The 21,539-nt window shown below is 37.4% G+C and carries 18 protein-coding genes; 11 read left to right on the forward strand and 7 right to left on the reverse strand.

Going from position 1 to position 21,539, the window contains the following annotated elements:
* Nucleotides 1-79: 79 nt before the first annotated feature.
* On the reverse strand, nucleotides 80-1,099 hold the full coding sequence (locus tag ACP6PK_RS20360) for an IS701 family transposase (RefSeq protein ID WP_426562136.1): 1,020 nt from the start codon (nucleotides 1,097-1,099) through the stop codon (nucleotides 80-82).
* Between the two features lie 1,044 nt (nucleotides 1,100-2,143).
* Here ACP6PK_RS20360 and ACP6PK_RS20365 point away from each other — a divergent pair.
* Nucleotides 2,144-3,958 (forward strand): VgrG-related protein, encoded by a 1,815-nt coding sequence (locus ACP6PK_RS20365; RefSeq protein ID WP_094677996.1) that lies wholly within the window; start codon nucleotides 2,144-2,146, stop codon nucleotides 3,956-3,958.
* A 233-nt stretch (nucleotides 3,959-4,191) separates the two neighbouring features.
* Here ACP6PK_RS20365 and ACP6PK_RS20370 read toward each other — a convergent pair whose 3' ends face one another.
* From ACP6PK_RS20370 to ACP6PK_RS20380, 3 genes are all read right to left on the reverse strand, one after another.
* Entirely contained in the window at nucleotides 4,192-4,689 is a 498-nt protein-coding gene (locus ACP6PK_RS20370) for a PAAR domain-containing protein (RefSeq protein ID WP_426562138.1), read from the reverse strand.
* A gap of 753 nt (nucleotides 4,690-5,442) precedes the next feature.
* Complete coding sequence (locus tag ACP6PK_RS20375) at nucleotides 5,443-7,557, reverse strand: ATP-binding protein (protein ID WP_426562140.1); 2,115 nt, start codon at nucleotides 7,555-7,557, stop codon at nucleotides 5,443-5,445.
* 23 nt (nucleotides 7,558-7,580) lie between these two features.
* Nucleotides 7,581-8,813, reverse strand: a complete 1,233-nt coding sequence (locus ACP6PK_RS20380; protein WP_426562142.1) for a Pvc16 family protein — start codon at nucleotides 8,811-8,813, stop codon at nucleotides 7,581-7,583.
* A 575-nt stretch (nucleotides 8,814-9,388) separates the two neighbouring features.
* Here ACP6PK_RS20380 and ACP6PK_RS20385 point away from each other — a divergent pair.
* From ACP6PK_RS20385 to ACP6PK_RS20415, 7 genes are all read left to right on the forward strand, one after another.
* Nucleotides 9,389-11,104: a phage tail sheath family protein gene (locus tag ACP6PK_RS20385; RefSeq protein WP_426562144.1), complete on the forward strand. Its 1,716-nt coding sequence runs from the start codon at nucleotides 9,389-9,391 to the stop codon at nucleotides 11,102-11,104.
* 310 nt (nucleotides 11,105-11,414) lie between these two features.
* Nucleotides 11,415-11,873: a phage tail protein gene (locus ACP6PK_RS20390; RefSeq protein WP_094677986.1), complete on the forward strand. Its 459-nt coding sequence runs from the start codon at nucleotides 11,415-11,417 to the stop codon at nucleotides 11,871-11,873.
* 1 nt (nucleotide 11,874) lies between these two features.
* Nucleotides 11,875-12,420, forward strand: coding sequence for a phage tail protein (locus ACP6PK_RS20395; RefSeq protein WP_426562146.1), 546 nt, complete (start codon nucleotides 11,875-11,877; stop codon nucleotides 12,418-12,420).
* Nucleotides 12,401-12,721, forward strand: coding sequence for a hypothetical protein (locus ACP6PK_RS20400; RefSeq protein ID WP_094677982.1), 321 nt, complete (start codon nucleotides 12,401-12,403; stop codon nucleotides 12,719-12,721). Before ACP6PK_RS20395 ends, ACP6PK_RS20400 begins: the two co-directional genes overlap by 20 nt.
* Nucleotides 12,718-13,098 carry a phage tail assembly protein gene (locus ACP6PK_RS20405; RefSeq protein WP_094677980.1) on the forward strand — a complete coding sequence of 127 codons (381 nt, stop codon included), beginning with the start codon at nucleotides 12,718-12,720 and terminating at the stop codon, nucleotides 13,096-13,098. The genes ACP6PK_RS20400 and ACP6PK_RS20405 overlap by 4 nt, the downstream gene beginning before the upstream one ends.
* Entirely contained in the window at nucleotides 13,095-13,241 is a 147-nt protein-coding gene (locus tag ACP6PK_RS20410) for a DUF6760 family protein (protein WP_426562187.1), read from the forward strand. Before ACP6PK_RS20405 ends, ACP6PK_RS20410 begins: the two co-directional genes overlap by 4 nt.
* A 393-nt stretch (nucleotides 13,242-13,634) precedes the next feature.
* Nucleotides 13,635-13,865 (forward strand): hypothetical protein, encoded by a 231-nt coding sequence (locus ACP6PK_RS20415; RefSeq protein ID WP_426562149.1) that lies wholly within the window; start codon nucleotides 13,635-13,637, stop codon nucleotides 13,863-13,865.
* A 42-nt stretch (nucleotides 13,866-13,907) separates the two neighbouring features.
* On the opposite strand, the gene ACP6PK_RS20420 is transcribed toward ACP6PK_RS20415, so the two are convergent.
* The gene (locus ACP6PK_RS20420) at nucleotides 13,908-14,693 is read right to left on the reverse strand and encodes a calcium-binding protein (protein ID WP_426562151.1); all 786 of its coding nucleotides are present in this window, start codon (nucleotides 14,691-14,693) and stop codon (nucleotides 13,908-13,910) included.
* 612 nt (nucleotides 14,694-15,305) lie between these two features.
* On the opposite strand from ACP6PK_RS20420, the gene ACP6PK_RS20425 reads away from it, so the two are divergent.
* A complete protein-coding gene (locus ACP6PK_RS20425; protein ID WP_094671055.1) occupies nucleotides 15,306-15,608 on the forward strand; it encodes a DEAD/DEAH box helicase family protein in 303 nt (100 codons plus the stop codon).
* A gap of 452 nt (nucleotides 15,609-16,060) precedes the next feature.
* Here the strand turns inward: ACP6PK_RS20425 and ACP6PK_RS20430 are convergent, their stop codons facing one another.
* Together ACP6PK_RS20430 and ACP6PK_RS20435 are read right to left on the reverse strand one after the other, a co-directional pair.
* Nucleotides 16,061-16,912, reverse strand: a complete 852-nt coding sequence (locus tag ACP6PK_RS20430) for a pentapeptide repeat-containing protein (RefSeq protein WP_426562153.1) — start codon at nucleotides 16,910-16,912, stop codon at nucleotides 16,061-16,063.
* Nucleotides 16,913-17,226: 314 nt separating this feature from the next.
* A complete protein-coding gene (locus ACP6PK_RS20435) occupies nucleotides 17,227-17,841 on the reverse strand; it encodes a hypothetical protein (RefSeq protein ID WP_426562155.1) in 615 nt (204 codons plus the stop codon).
* 111 nt (nucleotides 17,842-17,952) lie between these two features.
* Here ACP6PK_RS20435 and ACP6PK_RS20440 point away from each other — a divergent pair, with 111 nt between their 5' ends.
* Entirely contained in the window at nucleotides 17,953-18,366 is a 414-nt protein-coding gene (locus ACP6PK_RS20440) for a GPW/gp25 family protein (RefSeq protein ID WP_426562157.1), read from the forward strand.
* 805 nt (nucleotides 18,367-19,171) lie between these two features.
* Entirely contained in the window at nucleotides 19,172-21,511 is a 2,340-nt protein-coding gene (locus tag ACP6PK_RS20445) for a putative baseplate assembly protein (protein ID WP_426562159.1), read from the forward strand.
* The last annotated feature ends 28 nt before the right edge of the window (nucleotides 21,512-21,539 follow it).

Genomic DNA, 21,539 nt, shown 5'->3' on the forward strand with positions numbered 1-21,539 from the left:
GTAGCGATATAGCTGCCGCTAGGCTCCGCCAACGCCTCCAGACAAGTACCATTTTTAAAACCAGGGTAAAAAATACCTATCAAATAAAAATAGTCCTGAATTTTATTGTCGGCTTCTTCAGTTCTTTCCTCAGATAATCTGAGAGTAATTCGTGTTTGACTTTATAAATAGTTTTTCCTATTTTCACTGCTAATCTTTTTAAAAAATTCCAGACTAACATAGCACAGGCTATATGATTTTTTTGAATTTGCCTGAGACGGCATTGACAAAATTCTATACCTGTTAATTGTTTAATTTCTCTGTGAAATTCCTCAATCTTCCATCTAGTGTGAGACTCAAATTCTACAGCATCTACTGAAGATTGACTTAAGTCATTAGTAGCAATATATTCTGTTCTGTTGGTAGAAACAGTTGCCCAGAATAGTTTTACTTTTTTATCTCTTGGAAAACCTTTTATTTTAATTATCTTGCCTGATATTTTTTCTGATTCATTCCAACTTAATTCTCCAATCTTTTTATATTTATTTACTCCACCAGTATCATCTACCAGACGATTTATTTTTAAGGGACAGTAATAAATTTTTCCTAAGTTATCTACCAATCCCATTAATCTTTTTGTTGCATACCAACTATCCATTAGTACAGTTTTAAATGATAATTTATTCTTAGAGACCACATTTAATATCATTTCTTCTACATGATCTATTTTAGTTTTTTTGTCACTATCTGGGTCATAAATCCGATAGTCTATTATCCAAAATTGCTCAATTTGGGGATTGAAATATATGCAATTTACTATTCCTATACCACGAACTACTTTATGTTCATTGCCACTGTACTGTCGCCGAACTAACTCAATTTTATTACCATGTTCCTTGTTGAGAACTGTATCATCAAAGATTAAATAACCTTCTGTGTTAGTTACAATTTCTTTTTGAACATTTTTCCATACATCTTGGTCATCAATTTTTTCTATTTTTAAATAACGATTTATCCGATCATGGCTAACGTTTTCTAGGTGATTTGCTAAATTTGTAATGGTATAATTTGTATGAGAGTTGAGTAAATACTGACAATAATCAATATAGTTAAAATTCATTTAGTTAGCTCAAATCAACAACAGTATTATTCTATAATAAGGGCGAGTATTTTGGCCAAATTTCTTGACAATTAGCAACATCTACATAGAGGAAAAATCAACTATATTAGCGCGTATGAGTGCCCCTCACGAATTTTATTTAGGCGATCGCTAAGGGGAACCTAATAAGGAGTAGCAATACAGAAAGAACCATTTTGACTTAACACTATATATAGTGCCTTTGCGTAAGTCCTGATAATATTAACGGCATTCCTAAAATCTGAAAAACTATGACCGACAAATATAATAGTTTTGTTGGATTAGCAAACCATGGGTAAAGAATAACACTTACTTCTGTTGAGGAAAAGTTATTAAAAGCTATTGTTCCATGATAAGTTGCTGATTATCAAGTTAAATACCCATAACTTACTTCGCTTGGGGAAAAGTTTAAAAAGTTAGAATAACAGTCAAAATAACAGTTAAAAAAGCTAAAACAGTTAGACTTCAAACAGTTAAAACAATTAGAATATTTAGAACAGTTAAACTTAGAAAAGTTAAAACAGTTATTAGCAGCTATCATTAAAGAAAAGGAACTTAATAATCCAGCTACAGCAGAATCATGGGGAAAAAGCGAACATTACCAGCTAAGTTTATTTACCGAAATAATTAATAATTAAACAATTAAATAATTAGATCATTCACGCCTTGAAGCCTCCCCTTTCAAGGGGAAAAAAATAAATCTTTTCCTTATTCGTCAATCCTCTCCCTAAAAGGGAGAGGTAATTATCAATTATCAATTATCAATTAATGAATGGCTATGTACAGATGTTTACAAATATTAAGCTTATGTTATAAATAAAGAAGGAGTAGTGTATAATTAATTATAAAATTCACTTTATAATTCCTTCTTCTAGTCCCTTGAGAAACCCTAAACAATATTTCCAATAGTGTCACTTTTTTCCTGAAATGATTTTGTTGTGTATACGTTGCTATCTTCGTTGCACCTAAAATCCTACTCAGATTTTTGTCTTTTTGTCTTTTTGCAACAGAATCTTAATATTTGCCATGAAATCCGAAAATTATCCACCCAAATCAGATAATTATGTTGCACTACCCCTGCTTTATATTGAAGGTCAATCACCTGCAAAGATGAAGTCTGTTATGGAAGATATTGTCCAAATTATTGTTGAAGAAAGTTTGCACCTGCCAGCAATGTTCACAATTGTTATTAGAAATGACTACTTTCCAGGGGATAAAGATGAAAGAGAGTGGAAACATCAAGAGCTGCTAAAAATTGGTAAAACAGTAAAAATTGGCTTTAGCGCAAGTACAACAGAATCTGAAGAGTTTAGCGAAGAAAAACAAGACTATTTAATAGAAGGAGAAATTACAGCTATTGAAACCCATTTCACGGAACAATCACAAGCACCTATTGTGATTCGGGGTTACGATATTTCACATCGTCTATATCGAGGACAATGGAATCGTTCATTTCAAGGAATGACAGATAGTGATATTGTCAAAAAGATTCTAGCTGAGGTTTTAATTGAACCGGGTCAAATTGATGAAAGTGGAATTCCCCATGACTATGTTTTTCAAAATCATCAAACCAATATGGAATTTATGCGAGAACGAGCCGCTCGCATTGGTTTTGAACTATTTGTTCAAGATGGTAAATTGAATTTTCGTCGCCCCAAAACAACTCAAATCATTCAACTAAAATGGCTGGAGGATATACATAGTTTTCGAGTTCGAGTTACTAGCGCAGAACAGGTGAAAGAAGTTAATGTTAGAGCTTGGGACTATAAACAAAAAAAGCCAATTGTTTCGACTCGAAATTATGAAAAGGTGTTAACGGAAACTGGCAACGGGAAAGGAAGTGTGGCAATTTCTGGATTTAAAGGAAAACCAGTAAAGCCAACTGTTCATGTTATCGATCAACCGATTTCTACCCCCAAAGAAGCGGACGCGATCGCCTCTGCTTTATTTGATGAATTAGGTGGACAGTTTGTTTATGCAGATGCTCACGCTGAGGGAAATCCTGAAATTCGACCCGGACTAAATGTGAGATTAGAAGATTTAGGAAAACACAGTGGTTCGTACTATGTAACCGAGACTCGTCATACTTACTTTGAAAGGGTTTATACAACTGAATTTAGTGTTCGTGGATTGCGCGGTGGTGATTTATTAACAACCCTTTCTCCCCCCACTCGTCTGCAACCCGGACAAACTTTTTTAGTGGGAATTGTCACTGACAACCAAGACCCAGAAGCCTTAGGACGAGTCAAAGTTTGGTTTCCCACCCTAACACCTCAAACTGGAGAAAATGCTCATGCTAGCCACTGGGCAAGAATGGTAGCAATTGGCGCAGGAAAAGATCGAGGGTTTGACTGTTTACCAGAAATTAATGATGAAGTATTAGTTGCATTTGAACATGGAAATATTCATCGCCCTTATATTTTAGGTGGGGTTTGGAACGGTCAAGATATGCCTCCTACACATATTAATGAAAGTGTTCAAGATAGTAATGTCCGGGTGCGAACCTTTAAAACAAGAACAGGTCATCAAATTCAGTTTATTGAAGAAGATAAAGGAAATAGTAAGGCAGGAGTTTATATTGAGACAACTGCCGGACATCAGATTCGATTAAATGATAGTGAAAAGTTTGTGGAAGTTCAAACAAATGGTGGTCACGAATTACGATTAGATGATCAAAATAACTATATTGAATTGAAAACGCCTAGTCATACGATCAAGATGGATAATACAGGAATTAGCCTGAATTCAGGAGGCAATATTGATATAAAAGCGACTGGGGAGATTAATATTAAAGCAAATAGGGATATTACTGTTAAGGGAGGATTGATTAAGTTAAATTGACATACTCCCGGCGCTCCCCTACGGGAGAGAGCGGGACTTCCCGCCGGAGGAGTTAAATATCTCATTGGTATCATTGCAAGCGCAGGCTGCACTCGTCAGGATATTAAAGAATATGCGATCGCCAATTAATCTAACCTGGGGCAAGCGATCGCAATTGAACATGAAAAGTTAGAACCTTTCGAGTTGATGTCACAAGCCGACTAATTTTCACATCAGTGCTACATAGACAGAATTTACCCACCAATCAGAACGGTCATGCAACCGCGTGTGATTTTATTGGGTGGCCCAATGGCTTCCTGCAATGTGTCACCCTGACGGCAAGCGGGTAGACCGTTAATCAAAACGGTTTTGCTGCCATCTATGACAATTCCAGGGCCATGGGGAGGAATGGGTGAAGGAGTCGAACAGACATGAATATCCGCACCCCCAGCACTGCTCGTAATTGTGCTACTCATTGTGGCTAATTGTGCCGTTTTTGTAGCCTCTTCAGCGGCTTTTGCGGCTGGTAATCCAAGGGTTCCAACTGCCGCCTTAGTTGCGGTTTCTGCTGCTTTAATCACAGCATCAGATGCCTTTTTTGCCATCTGTAAGCCTGCACCAGAACCAGAAGGCATACCGCGCCACGCAGGTAAGTTTCCTATTAAAACATTGAGGCTACCGGGGCTACCTGTTAAAACGGGCGGAATTGGATGGGATACATTATCTGTAACTCTCGCGGCTGGTTTACCCATGACTTAGAGAATAAATTGACATATTCCCGACGTTGCGCTTACGCGACAAAGCAGGATTATTCAGTCAGAAAAAAAACTGACCGCTGTTTTGACAGAGGTGATGTCCTCCCCCTGTGTTGACCTCAAATGTAACAAAATACCTCCTAGCTTGTCAAGGGGATCGGAACATTTCATTTGTGGAGATATCCGACTCTTTGCCCTGGCTTTCATCCCGACGCTCCCCTCCGGGAGAGCGCGGGACTTCCCCCCAGGGAAGTTAATTATAGTATAATAATAGCTTTTTCAACGCTCAGTTGCAAGTAAAATTGAAGTAATTGCTGTTCTTCTTGAGTCTCCAAAAGTTGAAGCTATAGCAGAAGTTAGAAGTCAGAAGTCAAAAGTCCAACTCTTTCTAAACTCCAATTTGTGAGAAATCCGGGTCAAAAACCTTGCATTAAAAGGATTATAAAATTAGTTGGCACTAAACGACAGATTCTCTATAAATACCCCATAAATAGACTTTTCAGTATCTTAATATGGGATAATTGGTTTGAGCAGCGTACTTTAAAGCAAAAATATCGAGAAGCATTAGTAAATTGACCTATAACTTTTCCAAACAATGGCCAACCCGCATTTTCACCTGGAACTTCAACATCGACAGCAATTTTTTCACCTTCTCTCAAACTAAGTTTCAATTATAATTACAGTTTATCTAGTTTTAAGCCCATTAGACACTCTCCTTCTTCTTTGCATTGCAACAGAACCAATCTAATTCTATACCCATCCCTTAACTTCTGTGTCAGTTAGAGGACGTTCGAGTTTTGCATACTCACTTTCTGTGGCTTGCAAAAGATGTGCCATTGTTACAGGTTCTCCCAAATCTGCTGCTAAGAATGCTGCATTTAAAGCAATATTACGAATATTTCCCCCAGGAAGATTTAACTTTGCAAGTTTCCTGAAATCTAACCCTGCTGTGGGTGTCTCTTTGGGAAAAATTCGTCGCCAAATTTCTGTACGTTGAGTTACATCAGGTAACGGAAACTTCACTACAAATCTAATTCGGCGCATAAAGGCATTATCAATTGCTTCCTTTAAATTTGTGGTTAAAATTGCCAGCCCGCGATAAGCTTCCATGCGTTGCAAAAGATAGCTAACTTCTAAATTAGCATAGCGATCACGACTATCTTTAACATCGCTCCGTTTTCCAAATAAAGCATCTGCCTCATCAAAGAGTAAAATTGCGCCTCCCGTTTCTGCCTTATCAAAAACCTGTCTCAAATTCTTTTCAGTTTCCCCAATATATTTACTGACAACAGAACTCAGATCTATTCGATATAAATCTAGACGCAATTCTCTAGCTATTACTTCTGCCGCCATTGTTTTCCCAGTTCCACTCGCTCCATAAAATAACGCAGTAATTCCTAAACCTCGTTTGCCTTTTTGCACAAATCCCCAATGTTCATAAACTGTTATGCGTTGTTTTAGATGAGTCGCAATATTTTTTAAGGTTTGTTTTTGGAGTTCAGGAAGCACCAAATCATCCCAACTAGCTGCAGCTTGAATAGGTTGAGCCAGTTCATTGATTTGAGGTTGAGCGTGACTACGACAAATCTGCCAAATTTTCTGAGTAATTGGTTGATTTTTATCAATAGATTCTAATGATAAATCGGAAGATATTAATGCGGAGATTTGTTGACTTATAGACTGAATTTCTGTCACACTGAAATTAAACTGAGCCACCAGTTGCTCAACGAAACCATCCAGATTAATTTCTTGTTCTCTGAAAGTTTGATCCCAAATATTTCGTTGTTCTAGAGTGTTAGGTTTATTCACTTCAAACATTATCACTTGACGATGTTGTTGAGGTTTTCTATCTTGACGACTGACAATTAAAGGACTATCAATTTCTTCAATAAAATAGGTAATGGCATTTTCCTGGCTGATATCTATTGAAGTTGCTTGATTAACTTCTAAAAATAGAGCTGCTTGATTCAATATTGCCTCTCTTTGCCAGAGTTTAATTAGTTGATATACTTCATTCAAATTAGTGGGGATAACCTGTGATGAAATTCTGTATAGCTTAAGTTCTAACTGATGACAAATTGTAGCAGCAATAGCTATTTTTGCATTTGTTTCATTACCATATAGTTGAATTATTGGTAAATATGATATCTGGTTAATATGTATATCTAAATCTTCTTCTTTACTCTCCAAACTACTTAATTCTGGATGACTGTGAGTTACTTTTTTCCTAAAAATTGAGGAGGCATAATCCAGACTTTTCGACGTTAATAGACTATCTGTAGCTGTAGGGTTCAAAGTATAATTCCAAACGGAAATAATTTGTTTAACAATTTCCTGATGAGAATTAACTAAATTTTCATTAGTAACGATAGGTTTAATAATACTAATTAATCGTTCATCTAGCTGATTTGTTCCTACTAGAAAATGAAAAATACGTTCGTCAATTTTTAAACGACTTAGGGTTAAGGCTAACCCAAGTTCTATTTCTATTAATTTCCAGTATCTTAACGGAGATTCTGGAGCGAACACATCCATATCAACTCTTTCAAAAATACTTTGAGCTAGACTAAAAGTGGGAAAATTATATTGGGTATTAATTTGAGCATCTGCACATTCAGAAGGCCAGAGAGGATCGAGTTCCATACCAACACAAAGTAATATAATTTCCCGCTCACACCGAGATAGATTAAATCTATGACAAAGATAATTAAGAGTCGAGCATTCGGATAAGTGAGTTGAATTAGATTGTGATTTATCTGTTGTATCTGATTGTATATTAGATTTACCTTGTAATTGATTAGCTCGTTCTTGTAGTTTTTGGCGAATTGGTTCTAACATTGCCAATAAAGTTGAGTAGATATCCATACAATTTTCAAAAGTAATAGAAGTTATGGAATATGAATTAATGGCCCTGAATATCGGTTATTCTCAACAGTTAAAGAACTTTCTGCACCGTCAATTTGAACTCGAACTAGGTAATCACCATTTTTTATTTTGGGGAGTGAAAAGTGAATAGTATGAGAAGCTTTACGACGTTTTTTTCCAGGCAATATTAAAGACTCTAAATTTTCACTTGATAGACTATTTAAAAGCAAAAATAATCTTTGAGCAGGTTCAACTATCAAGTCTACATGAATGGTTAACTTGGCTGAATACAAATCATCTCCCAAATTTTCTAAATCTTCTAAATCACCAATTTTTATTTCTGGACAAAGAATAAAAGGTAATGCATTAGATTCAATAACACGTTGCGGTATTGATTTCAAATGAACAATTTGTAGCCCTTGTACTCCAGCTTTAAGCTGCTCCCGTTCTTGAGGTAAAAGTGTGGCCAAATCCACTTTTACTTCCATATCACTAACAACTTGAGGAGTGACTCTAGCTTTTCCAATTTGTACTCTGACGTTTTCATTTAAGAGTTCTTTCCCTTGAATAGTTAAAGTATTTGTCATTATAATAGGTTTGTTCCTGCCGTCTGAATTTTCAAATTTGTCAATAGAGGGGCGATTAAGCACCGTAGAAAATTCACGAGAACGCACGGGTAAGGGTGCTTTGCCAATTTTGTCCCCTTCTATTAAAACCGCAGTAGCTTTAAAGGCAAAAGAAAGAATATAGGGAATTTGAAAGAAAATAGACCAGATGCGGGAAAGCTCTTCTGAATTCATCTGAATTGGCACAAATTGTACCATTTGTACTTGTTGATCTAAAGTTGAGTTAGCTAAAAATCTGAATGATGAACTCTCTGTGACACTGCGAATAATTTCTGGCGTTAATATAGGTTGATCGACAACAGTTTGGATTGCACTTCCTAATAAACGCTGGGGTTCTAGTTCCTGTTCGTTACCATAAAAACTTAATAAATAAAATAAATCAAGTCCCGCTTGAGCCTGTTTGATTAAATTTTCTTTGGGACGACGGGGGCGTAGATCTGTATTACGCCAGGCTGGACTAGGGCTAGCTTGATAAAGAAATATATTAACCCCTACATCAGGCATTCCACTCCCTGGGCTATCTGGTCGCAAGGTTGTAACTTGAGCACCTGGAACATCATCCACGATTCCTGTCTGTAACATTCGTTGCAGAACTGCGGTAACGGTAGCAATGGCAAGATGGTTGCTCATAAATTCTAGGGAGTATTTAAGGAGTTTGTATCCAATTTCTGTATCTTGTATCCAATTTATGTATCCAATTCTGTAAATAATCAAGATTTATAGCAGTTTTCATTAATATAAAGTACAGAGATTTTTGCTTGAAGGTAGAAGGCAGAAGTTTTAACATTTCTGGAAAACCGCTACAATTCCTTAATTTAATAATTCTGAATTCTAAATTCTAAATTCTAAATTCATAAAAAGAAGTTTTGTCGTCTACCTTTGTGAACACCGCTATAATTTCTTGACAACTTTATCATATTAAGATTTTTTACAAAGTTTGCTGCAATTAAGTTTTACTTTAAAATAAAATTAAGACACTAAATTTTTGAGAAAAATTTTAGACGATATTAAATCAAGTTATAGCAATTTTCAATGGCTTTAGGTGGAGGTTAAAATTTCGAGTCGAATAAGCTGTTCGACATTCTTAATTAGAATTATCAATCTTCCATCTTCTGCTATTCCTTTGCTGTTTTGGGTATTTCAATCTGAATGCTAGACAGCTTAGTTCACAAATAATGTCAGACTAGATAAGGACAATTTTAGATATGGCTCGCCTAGACTACTCTGCGCCTGGTGTATATGTTGAAGAAATTGAGCGTGGCAGTCGCCCCATTCAAGGGGTCAGCCTGAGTGTTGCTGGATTTGTAGGCTTTACAGAAGATATACGGGGGGATGCACAACTATTTGAACCACAACTAATTACCGACTGGAGTCAGTATTTAGAGTGTTTTGGCAAGCCTGGTTCAGATGGATTTACTGACTTTGGAGCTTATCTACCATTTGCAGTTAGGGGATGGTTTGAAAATGGTGGGGGTCGTTGCTGGGTGGTAAGTCTTGGCACTCAGTTGCCTTTACCTGCTAGTAAAAAAACTGCAACAGAGGAAAGGCCAGCTCTAACAGAAGTAAAAACAGTAAGTCAGAAGCCGTCATTATCCTTTAGCATTAAGCCCGAGGAACAGGAAAATGGCCGGATTAATGTTCTTGTGCAACCTGATGATCCATTACCGACCGATGACCCAGATGAGGAACCCTTCGATACGGGAGAATACTTCAAGCTGACCCTGATGCAGGGCGAAAATATATTAAAGGAAGTGAGAACCGTTGAGGGACAAGAACAGCAAGTTGATGCAGTTTATCGTCATCTATCCATGAGTGCCGAACCAGAAGCAGGAGTTTTTGTAGAAACGGCTTTACAAGAATCACAATACATCAATGTTGAAGTGCTTTCTTCTGAAGGTATGGCCTTGTCTCGCCGGCCTGCTAATGGTTCCTACGAAGTTAGTCCTCCCCCAGAAGTTTATCCTGTTGACCAGCTTTACCGCAAGACCTATGGGGCGCGTAAAGGTCGAACCGGAATTCAAGGCTTGTATGAAATTGATGAAGTGGCAATGGTAGCCTGCCCAGATATGATGTTAGCCTATCAACGGGGGATGCTTAACCTAGAACAAGTTCACGGTATCATGGAAATGATGCTCATAGGCTGTGAAAATGCGGCTCCAAGTCCACCCTATCGTATGGCAGTATTAGATGCTCCTCCAGTTAAGGTCAGACGGGGAGACGATCCAGTTTTGCCAGAACAGAATAAGCCCCAAGATGTAAAAGATTGGTTAGATCAATTTGGCCGTCGTTCTCAATTTGCTGCTCTTTATTATCCTTGGATTCAAGTTCCTAATCCTAGAGATAATGGTAAAGGCATTTATGTGCCTCCTTCGGGTCACATGATGGGAATTTGGTGTCAAACCGATGAAAGTCGTGGGGTTTATAAAGCACCCGCTAACGTAGTTCCCAAAGGCGTAATTAATATGGCCTACGACACCAATTTCCGCGAACAGGAAATGTTGAATCCCTTGGGAATTAACTGTATTCGTCGCTTCCCTAACCGTGGAATTCGAGTATGGGGGGCACGGACATTAGTAGAACCCGATAATATTCTCTGGCGCTACATTAGTGTACGACGACTGATGAGCTATATTGAGAAGTCAATTGAATTAGGAACCCAATGGGTAGTGTTTGAACCCAACGATGAAGACCTATGGGCGCGAGTTCGGCGTACTGTCAGCAACTTCCTAGAACGCATTTGGCGAGAAGGGGCCTTATTTGGTGGTTCACCGGAAGAGGCATTTTACGTCAAGTGTGATGGTGAACTGAACTCAGAAGATACTATGCGTATGGGTATGCTTTATATTGAAGTGGGTGTAAGGCCAGTGCGTCCAGCAGAGTTTGTTGTGATTCGCATTAGTCAATGGGCACCGAACCAATAAAAGACACAAACTTAACAGGTTGCTAATTATAGTCGTTTCAAATAAAAATGAGACGGCTAAATCCCTGATTTAAAAGGATTAAAGGTTAAGTGTTTCAATCTTAACTGGAATAGACATCTCCAAAAATAAAAAATAAAATCAATTATTATTGATAATTGATCAATTATTTTCCCCTGTTCCCTGTTCCCTCTTTTCTGGAGATGCTAATAAATATATTTCCAAAGATTCAATCACATTTTTTTGTGAGGCAAAAATTAATTTGTATAGATAATTCAATCATTTTTTCTACGTTAAAAGGAGTTGAAGCATTATGGGTGAATTGCTGACTGCCTGTAAATTTTACTTTGAGGCTGATGGCATTACAGAAAAGCAAATTCTAGAGGTTGCAGGTTTGTCGGTTGAGTCTCCTGTCGCTGGAGACGGGGGTGTGTTGGGTTCTACCAAACAAGGTAAAAAAACCCGTCAAGCTACACCGACTAATGAAAAATTTAGCAATGTCACAGTGAAGTTAGTGGCAACCACTGACAAAGACCTCTATACCTGGTACAAAGACTGCAACACAAATGATGGAGGAACTTCATCCTGGGATAGCAATCGAAAAGCAGCTTCTGTTAGTGCCTATGACCAGGGGGGAAATATTCAAGCCCGCTGGGAAATTGTCAATGCCTATCCTTGTAAATATGAAGGCCCCAGTTTTTCTGCTGGAGATACGAACATGGCAAATGAAAGCTTGGAAATAGTTCACGAGGGAGTCAAGCGAGTTCAATAGAATGCCGAAAAACAACACTCAAGGATTAAACGGGGCTGTGGGTAAACTTCCGGAAATGCTAACAGCTTCCCGTTTCTATTTAGAACTTAAATTAGATGGCAGTGAAGAACCTGTAGATGCGATATTTCTGGAATGTAAAGGATTTAAACGTTCTCAGGAAGTCGTTGAATTTTGTGAGGTTACGCCCCAACAATGGGGCAGTAAACCTGCTAAAGTAGGCCGAATTGTTCGGACAAAAATTCCCGGTTACGCCAAGACGGAGAACATTGTTTTACGACGAGGTATGACTAATTCCCTAACCCTTTGGAAGTGGTTTAATGCTGTGGAAGAGGGGAACTGGGGCCAACAATTGCGGGATGGTTCTCTTGTCATCTACGATCAAGCAGGTGATGAACAAGCTCGGTTTGAATTTAGAGGGGCATGGCCAACTCGTTATAGTGCAATGGATGTCAGTGCAAACAGTAGCGAGATTGAAATTGAAGAACTAGAATTAGCAGTTGAAATCTTAAGGCGAACCCAAGTTTCTAATGTGGCAAACCGAGTTTGAATTTACTTTACCCAAAGGATATTTGGATTCTGATGGCAATGTTCATCGGATTGGAATTATGCGTTTAGCAAAAGCAATTGATGAAATTGTGCCTCTGCGCGATCCCCGTGTGAAGTTAAACCCTGCTTATGCAACAGTGATAATTTTATCTAGGGTTGTAACTCGTCTTGGTGCATTAGATGAGATTAATCCTGTGATTATTGAAAATTTATATGCTTGTGATTTAGACTATTTAATTAATTTTTATCGTAATATTAACGATTTAGAAGAAAATAATTTAAGTAATCAAAAAGAAGAATGATCTCTTCAAACATACCCCCAACAGAATTCAATTTTACACTCCCAAAAGGATTAATTGATGAGGAAGGAAATATTCATCGTCAAGGCATAATGCGGTTAGCCACAGCAAAAGACGAAATTATTGTTCAGAAAAATAGTCGCGCTCAAACTGAACCTATATATAGTGTTTTAGTTCGCTTGTCAAGAGTGATTACTCTGTTAGGAACTTTATCCTCATTAACACCAGAAATATTAGAAAATTTATTTACAGTGGATCTGGCTTATTTGCGGGAGTTTTATAATCGGATTAATCAACAAAATCACGCTTATTTTGGAGTTCAATGTCCTCAATGTAATCATAATTTTAGAGTTGATTTAGCACTGTCGGGGGAGTCATAAGCTACCCCTCAGAACAACTCCGTGAGGAGGTAGCTTATCTTGCTTTTCATTTTCATTGGTCTTTAGAAAATATTTTGAATTTAGAACATTTCAGTCGTCGAGAGTGGGTTAGAGAAATTAAAAAAATTAATCCAAACTCGTAGTTGGTATTAGTCAGATAGATAGCCCTCAATAAAACTAAAAATCTTTGATTTTGGACAAAAAGAAAAGCTAGTTAGCGTGTCCTAATTAGGGCTTGGGCTAAAACTAGAGAAGCTGATTTTTAGTGCCAACTTGTAGTTGCTAACTGATTTCAGTAAAACTCTCAAAATCTAAAAAAAGCTTGCCTGGCATGAAGTATATGGTTTTTCATGTTTACCAATAAGCATGAAATTAAAACCTGAAAAATACAATGAGTGGTAGCCAACAAGCAATTAACAACTTAGTTATACAAGCTTTGTTTGGCAAGGGTTTTGGTTGAGCTTGGCACTAAATTACAGCTTCTCTAGCATTAAGCCAAATATATTATTCACTAAAAAGACAAACCGAAAAAAGATATGTTTGCTGAAGCTATGAGAACCACCCTTAAAGAGTCTCAAGAATCATTAAAAAAAATTACAGAGAGAAGTGGTTTGACATACTCAAGAGTTCACGACTTTAAAGCCGGAAAGAGGGATGTAAATTCTAAGTCTTTATCAAAGATTTTTAATTCGCTGTCTGACCAAGACGCTGAAAATTTTCTAAGGATTTTGGCACAAAAAAAAGGGTTATTAAACCCTGAAAATTAATTTACGCTTGGACTATTTCTTGACAAACTATTAAAAATTTAATCAAATGAAATTTGATGAATCCAAATCTGCTACGCTTACATTATTAAGTTGGGCTAGCACCTCTCCAGTGCCAATAACTTTTAATAATGTGTTGTTACCACTTGCAACAAGATTTAAGTCATCACTCGATAAACCAACTAAGTCTATCTTCTCGTTTTGTGCCCTAAAATCTAAAATGATATCAGTCCCATGTCCACGGGAAAGTCTAAAAATATCTTTGCCGAAGCCACCTCTAAGGATGTCATCACCCCTGCCACCGTTAAGGATGTCATCACCCCTGCCACCGTTAAGGATGTCATCACCCCTGCCACCGTTAAGAATGTCATTGCCAGTACCGCCGGAAAGGGTGTCCTTGCCAGTACTGCCGGAAAGGGTGTCCTTGCCAGTACCACCGGAAAGTCTGTCATTGCCAAAACCGCCGTTAAGCCTGTCATTACCACGGTCACCGTTAAGAGTGTCATTACCAGTACCACCGTTAAGGGTGTCATTGCCAAAATCGCCGTTAAGCCTGTCCTTGCCAGTACCACCGGAAAGTCTGTCATTGCCAAAACCGCCGTTAAGCCTGTCATTACCACGGTCACCGTTAAGAGTGTCATTACCAGTACCACCGTTAAGGGTGTCATTGCCAGCATCACCAGAAAGGGTGTCCTTGCCAGTACCACCGGAAAGTCTGTCATTGCCCCTACGGCCTAAAAGACGGTCATTGCCACCCAAACCCCTGATATTGTCGCTACGGTTAGTTCCCCTAAGAAAATTGTTTCCGTTTGTACCAACTATATTAGCCATTTTGTGTTTGTGTATTTCTGTGCTTATCTGTGTAATTTTAATTAACTATCACCGAATAGCTAAGTAATAATTCTTAAGTATTATTAGCTATGCAGTTTATTTTGTCAACGAAATAAACTACGACAAATAGCTTAAAAAAAATAATCAAATTGCTAAAATAAAGACAAGACAAAGATTGTCTTTATTTTGCCTTTCTCAAGGAAATATTGCTTAAAAAAGATAGTCAAATTATTAAAAAAATCTTTATTTATAAGTGGACAAGTAAGCTCAGGTAAATCATAATCACAAAAAGTAAAAAAAGTAACAAGTGTTTGCTGAAATAGAAAATTTGGCACAAAAAAAAGGGCTATTAAGCCCTAAAAATTAGCCTATGCTTGAACTATTTTTTGACAAATTACGAAGAGTTTAATTAAAAGAAGCCTGATAAATCAAAATTAGAAAAATTTTTTACACTTCCATATTTTCCATATTTTCTGGTAATCAGCATATTGTGACCAATTGGTTGCCAATACGCCCTCAGCATATTATTAAGAAAACATTAATAACAAAATTGCAGCCTTTTTTTGAGTCTGTGTTAGATTAAGCAAAAATGCTTATAAGGCTCACAATAGAATGATAAACAGCTCAATTTTGACCAGAAATGGATTAGCTCCGAAAGTATCAGGAGGAAACAATAATTCTAATTCTATTCATCCAAGAAGTCACTTAAAGGAAAAAATAGTTGGTTTATTGAAAAAAGGGCAATCTTTATACATAACTGGGGAGGCAAGCTCAGGTAAATCAAATCTCTGTGAAGCGATCGCTCAATCTCTAAAATCTGAAAGACTTCCTGTGGCAACTCTGGCACCGGGTACTGCAAAGGAAATCTTGATAGGAGTTTGTGAGGATTTGGGAATAGACCCCAATGAGGGCTAAAACTAGAGAAGCTGATTTTTAGTGCCAACTTGTAGTTGCTAACTGATTTCAGTAAAACTCTCAAAATCTAAAAAAAGCTTGCCTGGCATGAAGTATATGGTTTTTCATGTTTACCAATAAGCATGAAATTAAAACCTGAAAAATACAATGAGTGGTAGCCAACAAGCAATTAACAACTTAGTTATACAAGCTTTGTTTGGCAAGGGTTTTGGTTGAGCTTGGCACTAAATTACAGCTTCTCTAGCATTAAGCCTGCTTGCAGATTAAATCTCAAAGTATTTACAGATAACAGGTTTTAGCCTTTTTAGGTCGGTAAAAAGTACGCCTGTTTCAGCTCTTAATGCACGGTTCCCGAAAAATCAAAAAGTTAGTATTTTCGCTGCTGAGTATAGCAAAAAAATTACTACTCCCCTACTCCCCTACTCCCCCTACTCCCCTACTCCCCATGCTCCCTACTCCCTAATCCCTCGTTTCTGGAGATGTCTATTGTAAATTCTAGGAAGTCCCTTAACATCTGTAAAATTAACATTCTCTATAACAACTTTATTTAAGTTAATTCCTTTTAAGTTTGCATGACTGAAGTTGGCATAGTTAACATTTGCATGACTCAAATCTACATAACTTAAATTCGCATGGCTTAAATTTGCATAACTAAGGTCAGTATATCCTAAATCGGCATAACTCAATTCTGCATGACTTAAATTCGCAACAAATAAATTGGCTCGTCGCAGTTTAGCATAGGTCAAATTTGCATTATCTAGTTTGGCTCCCTTAAGATTTGCACCTTCTAAATTGGTTTTTACCAGTTGAGTTTTGCTGAAGTTAACATTCTCTAAATTAGCACCTGCTAAATTTTGACCGCTTAAGTCCTGTGTCCAAGCTTTTGAATGATTGACAATTTGCCAAACTAGATACCATTTTGGATCGACTAATTCTTCATCTAATTGAGTATTTATGAGGTTAGCTCCTGCTAATTTTGCTTGGCGTAAGTCAGCATTTTGTAGATTTGTATCTCGCAGATCGACATCTCGTAAATCAGCTTTTCGGAGGTCAGCATTCATCAAATTTGCCCCTCTAAGATTTGCTCCTCTGAGTTTTGCTTTCCTTAAATCTACATTCTGAAGAAATAAACCCCGAAGATCTGTGTCTTTCAAATTACAACCACGACATTCTCCTTTTTGCTGTAATTTTTTTACTACTTTAGGAAGTTGGGAGGAGACAGGTATTGCTAAACCAAATACCAGCCACGGAATCATTATAATCACAGCCATTATTTTGTAACTTTTGCCAAGATTCTGTTTCATTAATCAGTTTAAAATTTCTAATTTTTATTCTAAAGTTTCGTTGGGTTATTGAACTTTGGATAAATTACCTAACGATGTGCATTGTCAGAAGCTAAATCAGGCTTTAATTAACGAATAACTTAAGATTGTGAAAGAAAACTTTTTACTAAACTACCAAGTTATTTCTAGGGCGATAATTCCCAATTTTTCAGAAAATATATTTATTATATAGCGCTACTTATTAAGGCTCTTGACATTTCTAAATCCTGTTTGCGCAGCATTCCGTCGGAAAACCCTTTGACAATTTACTATTCCCTATTCCCTATTCCCTAGCGCTATAATTCAATTTTTACAGCCTGTACTTGTTCTGTTAATTGGTCGATCTCTTGTTCTAAATCTTTCCAATTTACAACTCCCTGAAATGAATTTGGGAAAGATTGTAATTTTTGTTCAAAGTTTAATAACTCTTTTAATAATTCTAGTTTTTGAGTGTTATTATAGGAGCTATTAAGAACTTTATTTTGCATATCCTTTAACTCTAAATCAAGATTTAATCTTTTTTGTTTAACTCGCACTTCTTGTTCGGCTATTTCAATTTTATGCAGCATGGCTATAAAATTTTCTCGCCATTTATCCAAGGATAAAATTAAATCTTGAATCGTTTTTGATGGTCTAGCACTGCCTTGAGTAACTTCAATAATTCGGCTTAATTGTTCTTGAACTTTCTTTAATGTTTCAATTTGATTAACGGCTGTAGCACGAGGTTCTAACTGTTGTTGAATTTCTACTTGGAAACCATTGCAGTTTTGCCCAATTTTTGTCATTACTTGAGCAATTGATAAAATCGACTCAACTGTCTCTTGGGACAAACGACTATCACCCAGTTCAGTTAGTTCCTCAGTTTGCTTATAAATTGCGTGAAAGTGCTGCGATTTGTCAATTGGATTCATGGCCACTTCCCAAATTTTTAGCTTGAGTTAATAAAAAGACTTTTGCTGACTCTAGATATAGCTTAATATAGTAAGCATTGGTAATTCAATTAATGATAATTAAAGACCAAAATGCCCCTTGCAAATAACAATCAACCTCAAGATTATATCGGATCGGGCATCGCCTTTCCGGGTCAAACCAGTGTTACTGGAGGAGTATTGCTCAGTTCATCCACTCGCAATATTGAAGAGTCTATTTGGATTATCCTCACTACCGATATTGGAGAACGAGTTTATCGTCCTGATTTTGGTTCTCGCCTCTCAGAATTGGTATTTGCACCGCTGAACCGTGAAACCCTTTTACTTCTGCGTCTCTATGTCGAAGAAGCTTTAGAAATGTGGGAACCGCGTATTATTCTCAAAGAAGTCCGAACGAACCCAGATCCGATTAGAGGAATGGTAGAATTAGAAATTATCTATCAACCTAAAAATAGTTTTGAAAGTCGTAGTTTTGTTTATCCATTTTACCTAGAAGCAAGTAGTTAATAAGTAAGCATTTAGCTGTCAGCTATTAGCCATTAGCTTCTGATATATAGGAAGTTAGATGGCAATATTGAAACGCTGAAATCCTTGCTTAAGTAAAGTTTAAAGTATATATGAAAACCTTAACTATCCATAGTAAATGTATTTAATGCCTTAACAACAAAAAAGCTGATTGCTGACTGCTAATAGCTGAATGCTTACTTTAATAACCAGAAGTAATATCATGTTCGGATAATTACTTACAATAAAGTTTTTGTTTGTAGTTTTGCCCTAGCTCTTACATGACTTAGTATTATTGCTAGAGTAAAACTACGAGCCTAATTATAACTGTTATACCAAACATAATATAATTTGGAATATTTCGAGTAATATGAATATTAACCACAACATATTAAGTGTGGAATTGCACTACTAATAAATTTAGTTTTGTATATCAAAAAGATATTTATAATTACAATTATCATGTAATTTATGTTCGATAGATCGATGTTATATTTTAGTTGAAGTTAATTTAATATAATACATATAATCCATGTACAACCATAATCAATTGGTTAATCAGTTCTGAAAAAAAAAAGCTTAAATAAATTAGGACTTACGCAAAGAAACCCGGTTTCTACGATAAATCGTTGTTTTGAGCAATAGACATCTACGAGAAACCGGGTTTCTGGGTTCACCTGCGTAAGTCCTGAAATATCAGTTTAATGAAGGCAATTATTTTCTCTAAAATGTAATCAATACAGTCATTTTTTTTCTAAGTTGCAGATATTTTAAATCTACTCTGTATTAACATTTAATATTAACAATTATGGTCAACTTCGATTTCTTGCCTAATTTACCCAAACCAAATCTTGACGATCGCAAATTTGAAGACTTAGTACAGGAATGTTTGCTGCGCATTCCTCGCTATTGTCCAGAGTGGACAAACCATAATCCAAGCGATCCAGGGATTACAATGATTGAACTGTTTTCCTGGTTAACAGACCAGATGTTATATCGATTTAATCAAGTTCCGCTACGCAATTATATTGTATTTCTGGAAATGTTGGGAATTCGTTTACAACCTCCAGCAGCAGCGCGAACATTGATTACCTTTGAACTGACAAAAGCACAGAATATACCCTTTTCCATTCCTGCTGGCACAGAAGTTTCCACAGAACGCACAGAAACAGAAGAATCTATTATTTTTAGCACAGATCGGAATTTATTAATCGGAATTCCTCGGCTCGAATGTTTTTTGAAAGCCAGAGAATATCATAATCATGGAAACCTCAGTAACGATATTTTAGAACCTATTTTCCCTAGGACGCGATCGCTTTGGAGTCAGGAAGAAGATGGAGAATGGCTCAGTACAATTCGCACCCCAGTTTTCGAGCAACAACCCCAACGGGGTAATTGTTTTTATCTTGTGATTAAACCGAAAGCAACAGGTGAAGAAAATTCCATTGAAGGTAATATTCTCGCTATCACATTTAAAGGACAAGCTGCTGCTGCTACTGGCATCGATCCGAAAAATCCGCCTCGACGTTGGGAAGCTTGGAATGGCCAAGAATGGGTTTCCGTTTTGCGACAGGAAAATGACGATCGCACCCACGGATTTAGTTTTACAGAAATTGATCAACAAGGCCAAAACCCAGAACAAGGAGCAGATGTGATTTTGCATCTTCCTAGGGATTGGCCAGAGGATAATTTACACAGCCAATATCAAGGTCATTGGATTCGTTGTATTTATCGACAATTGCAGGATAATGACCCCCAAGAATACGGTTATAGTAGTTCTCCTTTGATTTTTGGTTTGTCCATCCGGGCTATTGGTGGGGCAGTTCCAGCTACTCAATGTGTTTGGGTTAAAGATGAACTACTGGGGGTGAGTAACGGTAAACCAGGTCAAGTCTTTGAATTGCAAGGAACGCCAGTTCTCGAACGCTCCAGTACAGAGTATATTGAAATTCAGCCCCCCGGCGATCGTCAACCCCGCGAACCTTGGACAGAAGTATCAGATTTTGCAGATTCTAGAGCAAGCGATCGCCATTACATTATTGATTCTCAAACGGGTATTGTTCAATTTGGCCCCCTAATCCGCGAACCAACTCAACTCCGGCGACAAACTGAGGTACGAACTCGTTTCCAAACTAGCGATCGCCTCCGGACTCAGTTTAACGGGACAGAAACTGCTATGAATGCGCTTCCTCCAATGGATGTTGAGACGGAAAGCAATCTTAAAGAGCGTCAATATGGTCAAGTGCCACCACCAGGAGCAGAAATTTATCTGAAGGCTTACCGTACTGGAGGAGGAACTCAAGGTAATGTTGAGGCAGAAATGCTGACAGTATTGCGTTCAGCAATTCCCTACGTTAAGCAGGTAATCAATTACGAAGCAGCGACGGGAGGTACGGAACCAGAGTCTCTGGAAAAGGCAATTTTGCGAGTTCCGGGACTATTGCGCTCCAGTCAACGGGCCATTACTCGCAATGATTTTGAATACCATGCGATGCGAGTTCCGGATGTAGATGTGGCTCGCGCTCATTGTCTGGATGCGAACATAGAAATGGATAAACAGTGGACAGAGCCAGATGCCATTAAGCCTGGTCAGGTGTGTATTTTAACAATACCACAGGCAGATATTCAGGATTTGAGTCGGGGTTTATCTCCCCAAGAACTAAAGCTAAATGATGAAGTAGCAACAAAAATTAAAGATTATTTGAACGAGCGCAAACCTTTAGGGGTACAAATTCTGCTGCGGGAACCGAAATATATTGGGGTTAAAGTGAAAGTAATGATTATTGTGGGCCAGGATGCGGATCGAGGATATGTTAGCTCTCAATTTCTCAAACGATTGTATCGGTTTCTCAACCCCATTACAGGGGGAACTGAAGGTCAAGGTTGGCCATTAGGACATCCGGTTTATCCATCGGATGTAATTGCCTATTGTCAACAATTTTATCAACAAATTCCCCATGTTCTTTATTTAAAAGCGGTAGAGCTGAGGGGAATTCGTCAACAAGATCGAGAGAACTGGAGTGTTGCACCTATTCCCGAACCAGTGATTTATCCGAGTGAATTTGGAGTAGTCTGTTCTTGGGATAATCAAGACGAAAATGAGGAACGGAGAACCGCTCATGAGATAGAATTAATACTTGATAATTAATGGATTTCTTGGATGACCAGAAAATCGA

The organism is Dapis hubbardiae BLCC-M172 (assembly GCF_050016015.1).
Classification (GTDB): Bacteria; Cyanobacteriota; Cyanobacteriia; order Cyanobacteriales; family Microcoleaceae; genus Trichodesmium.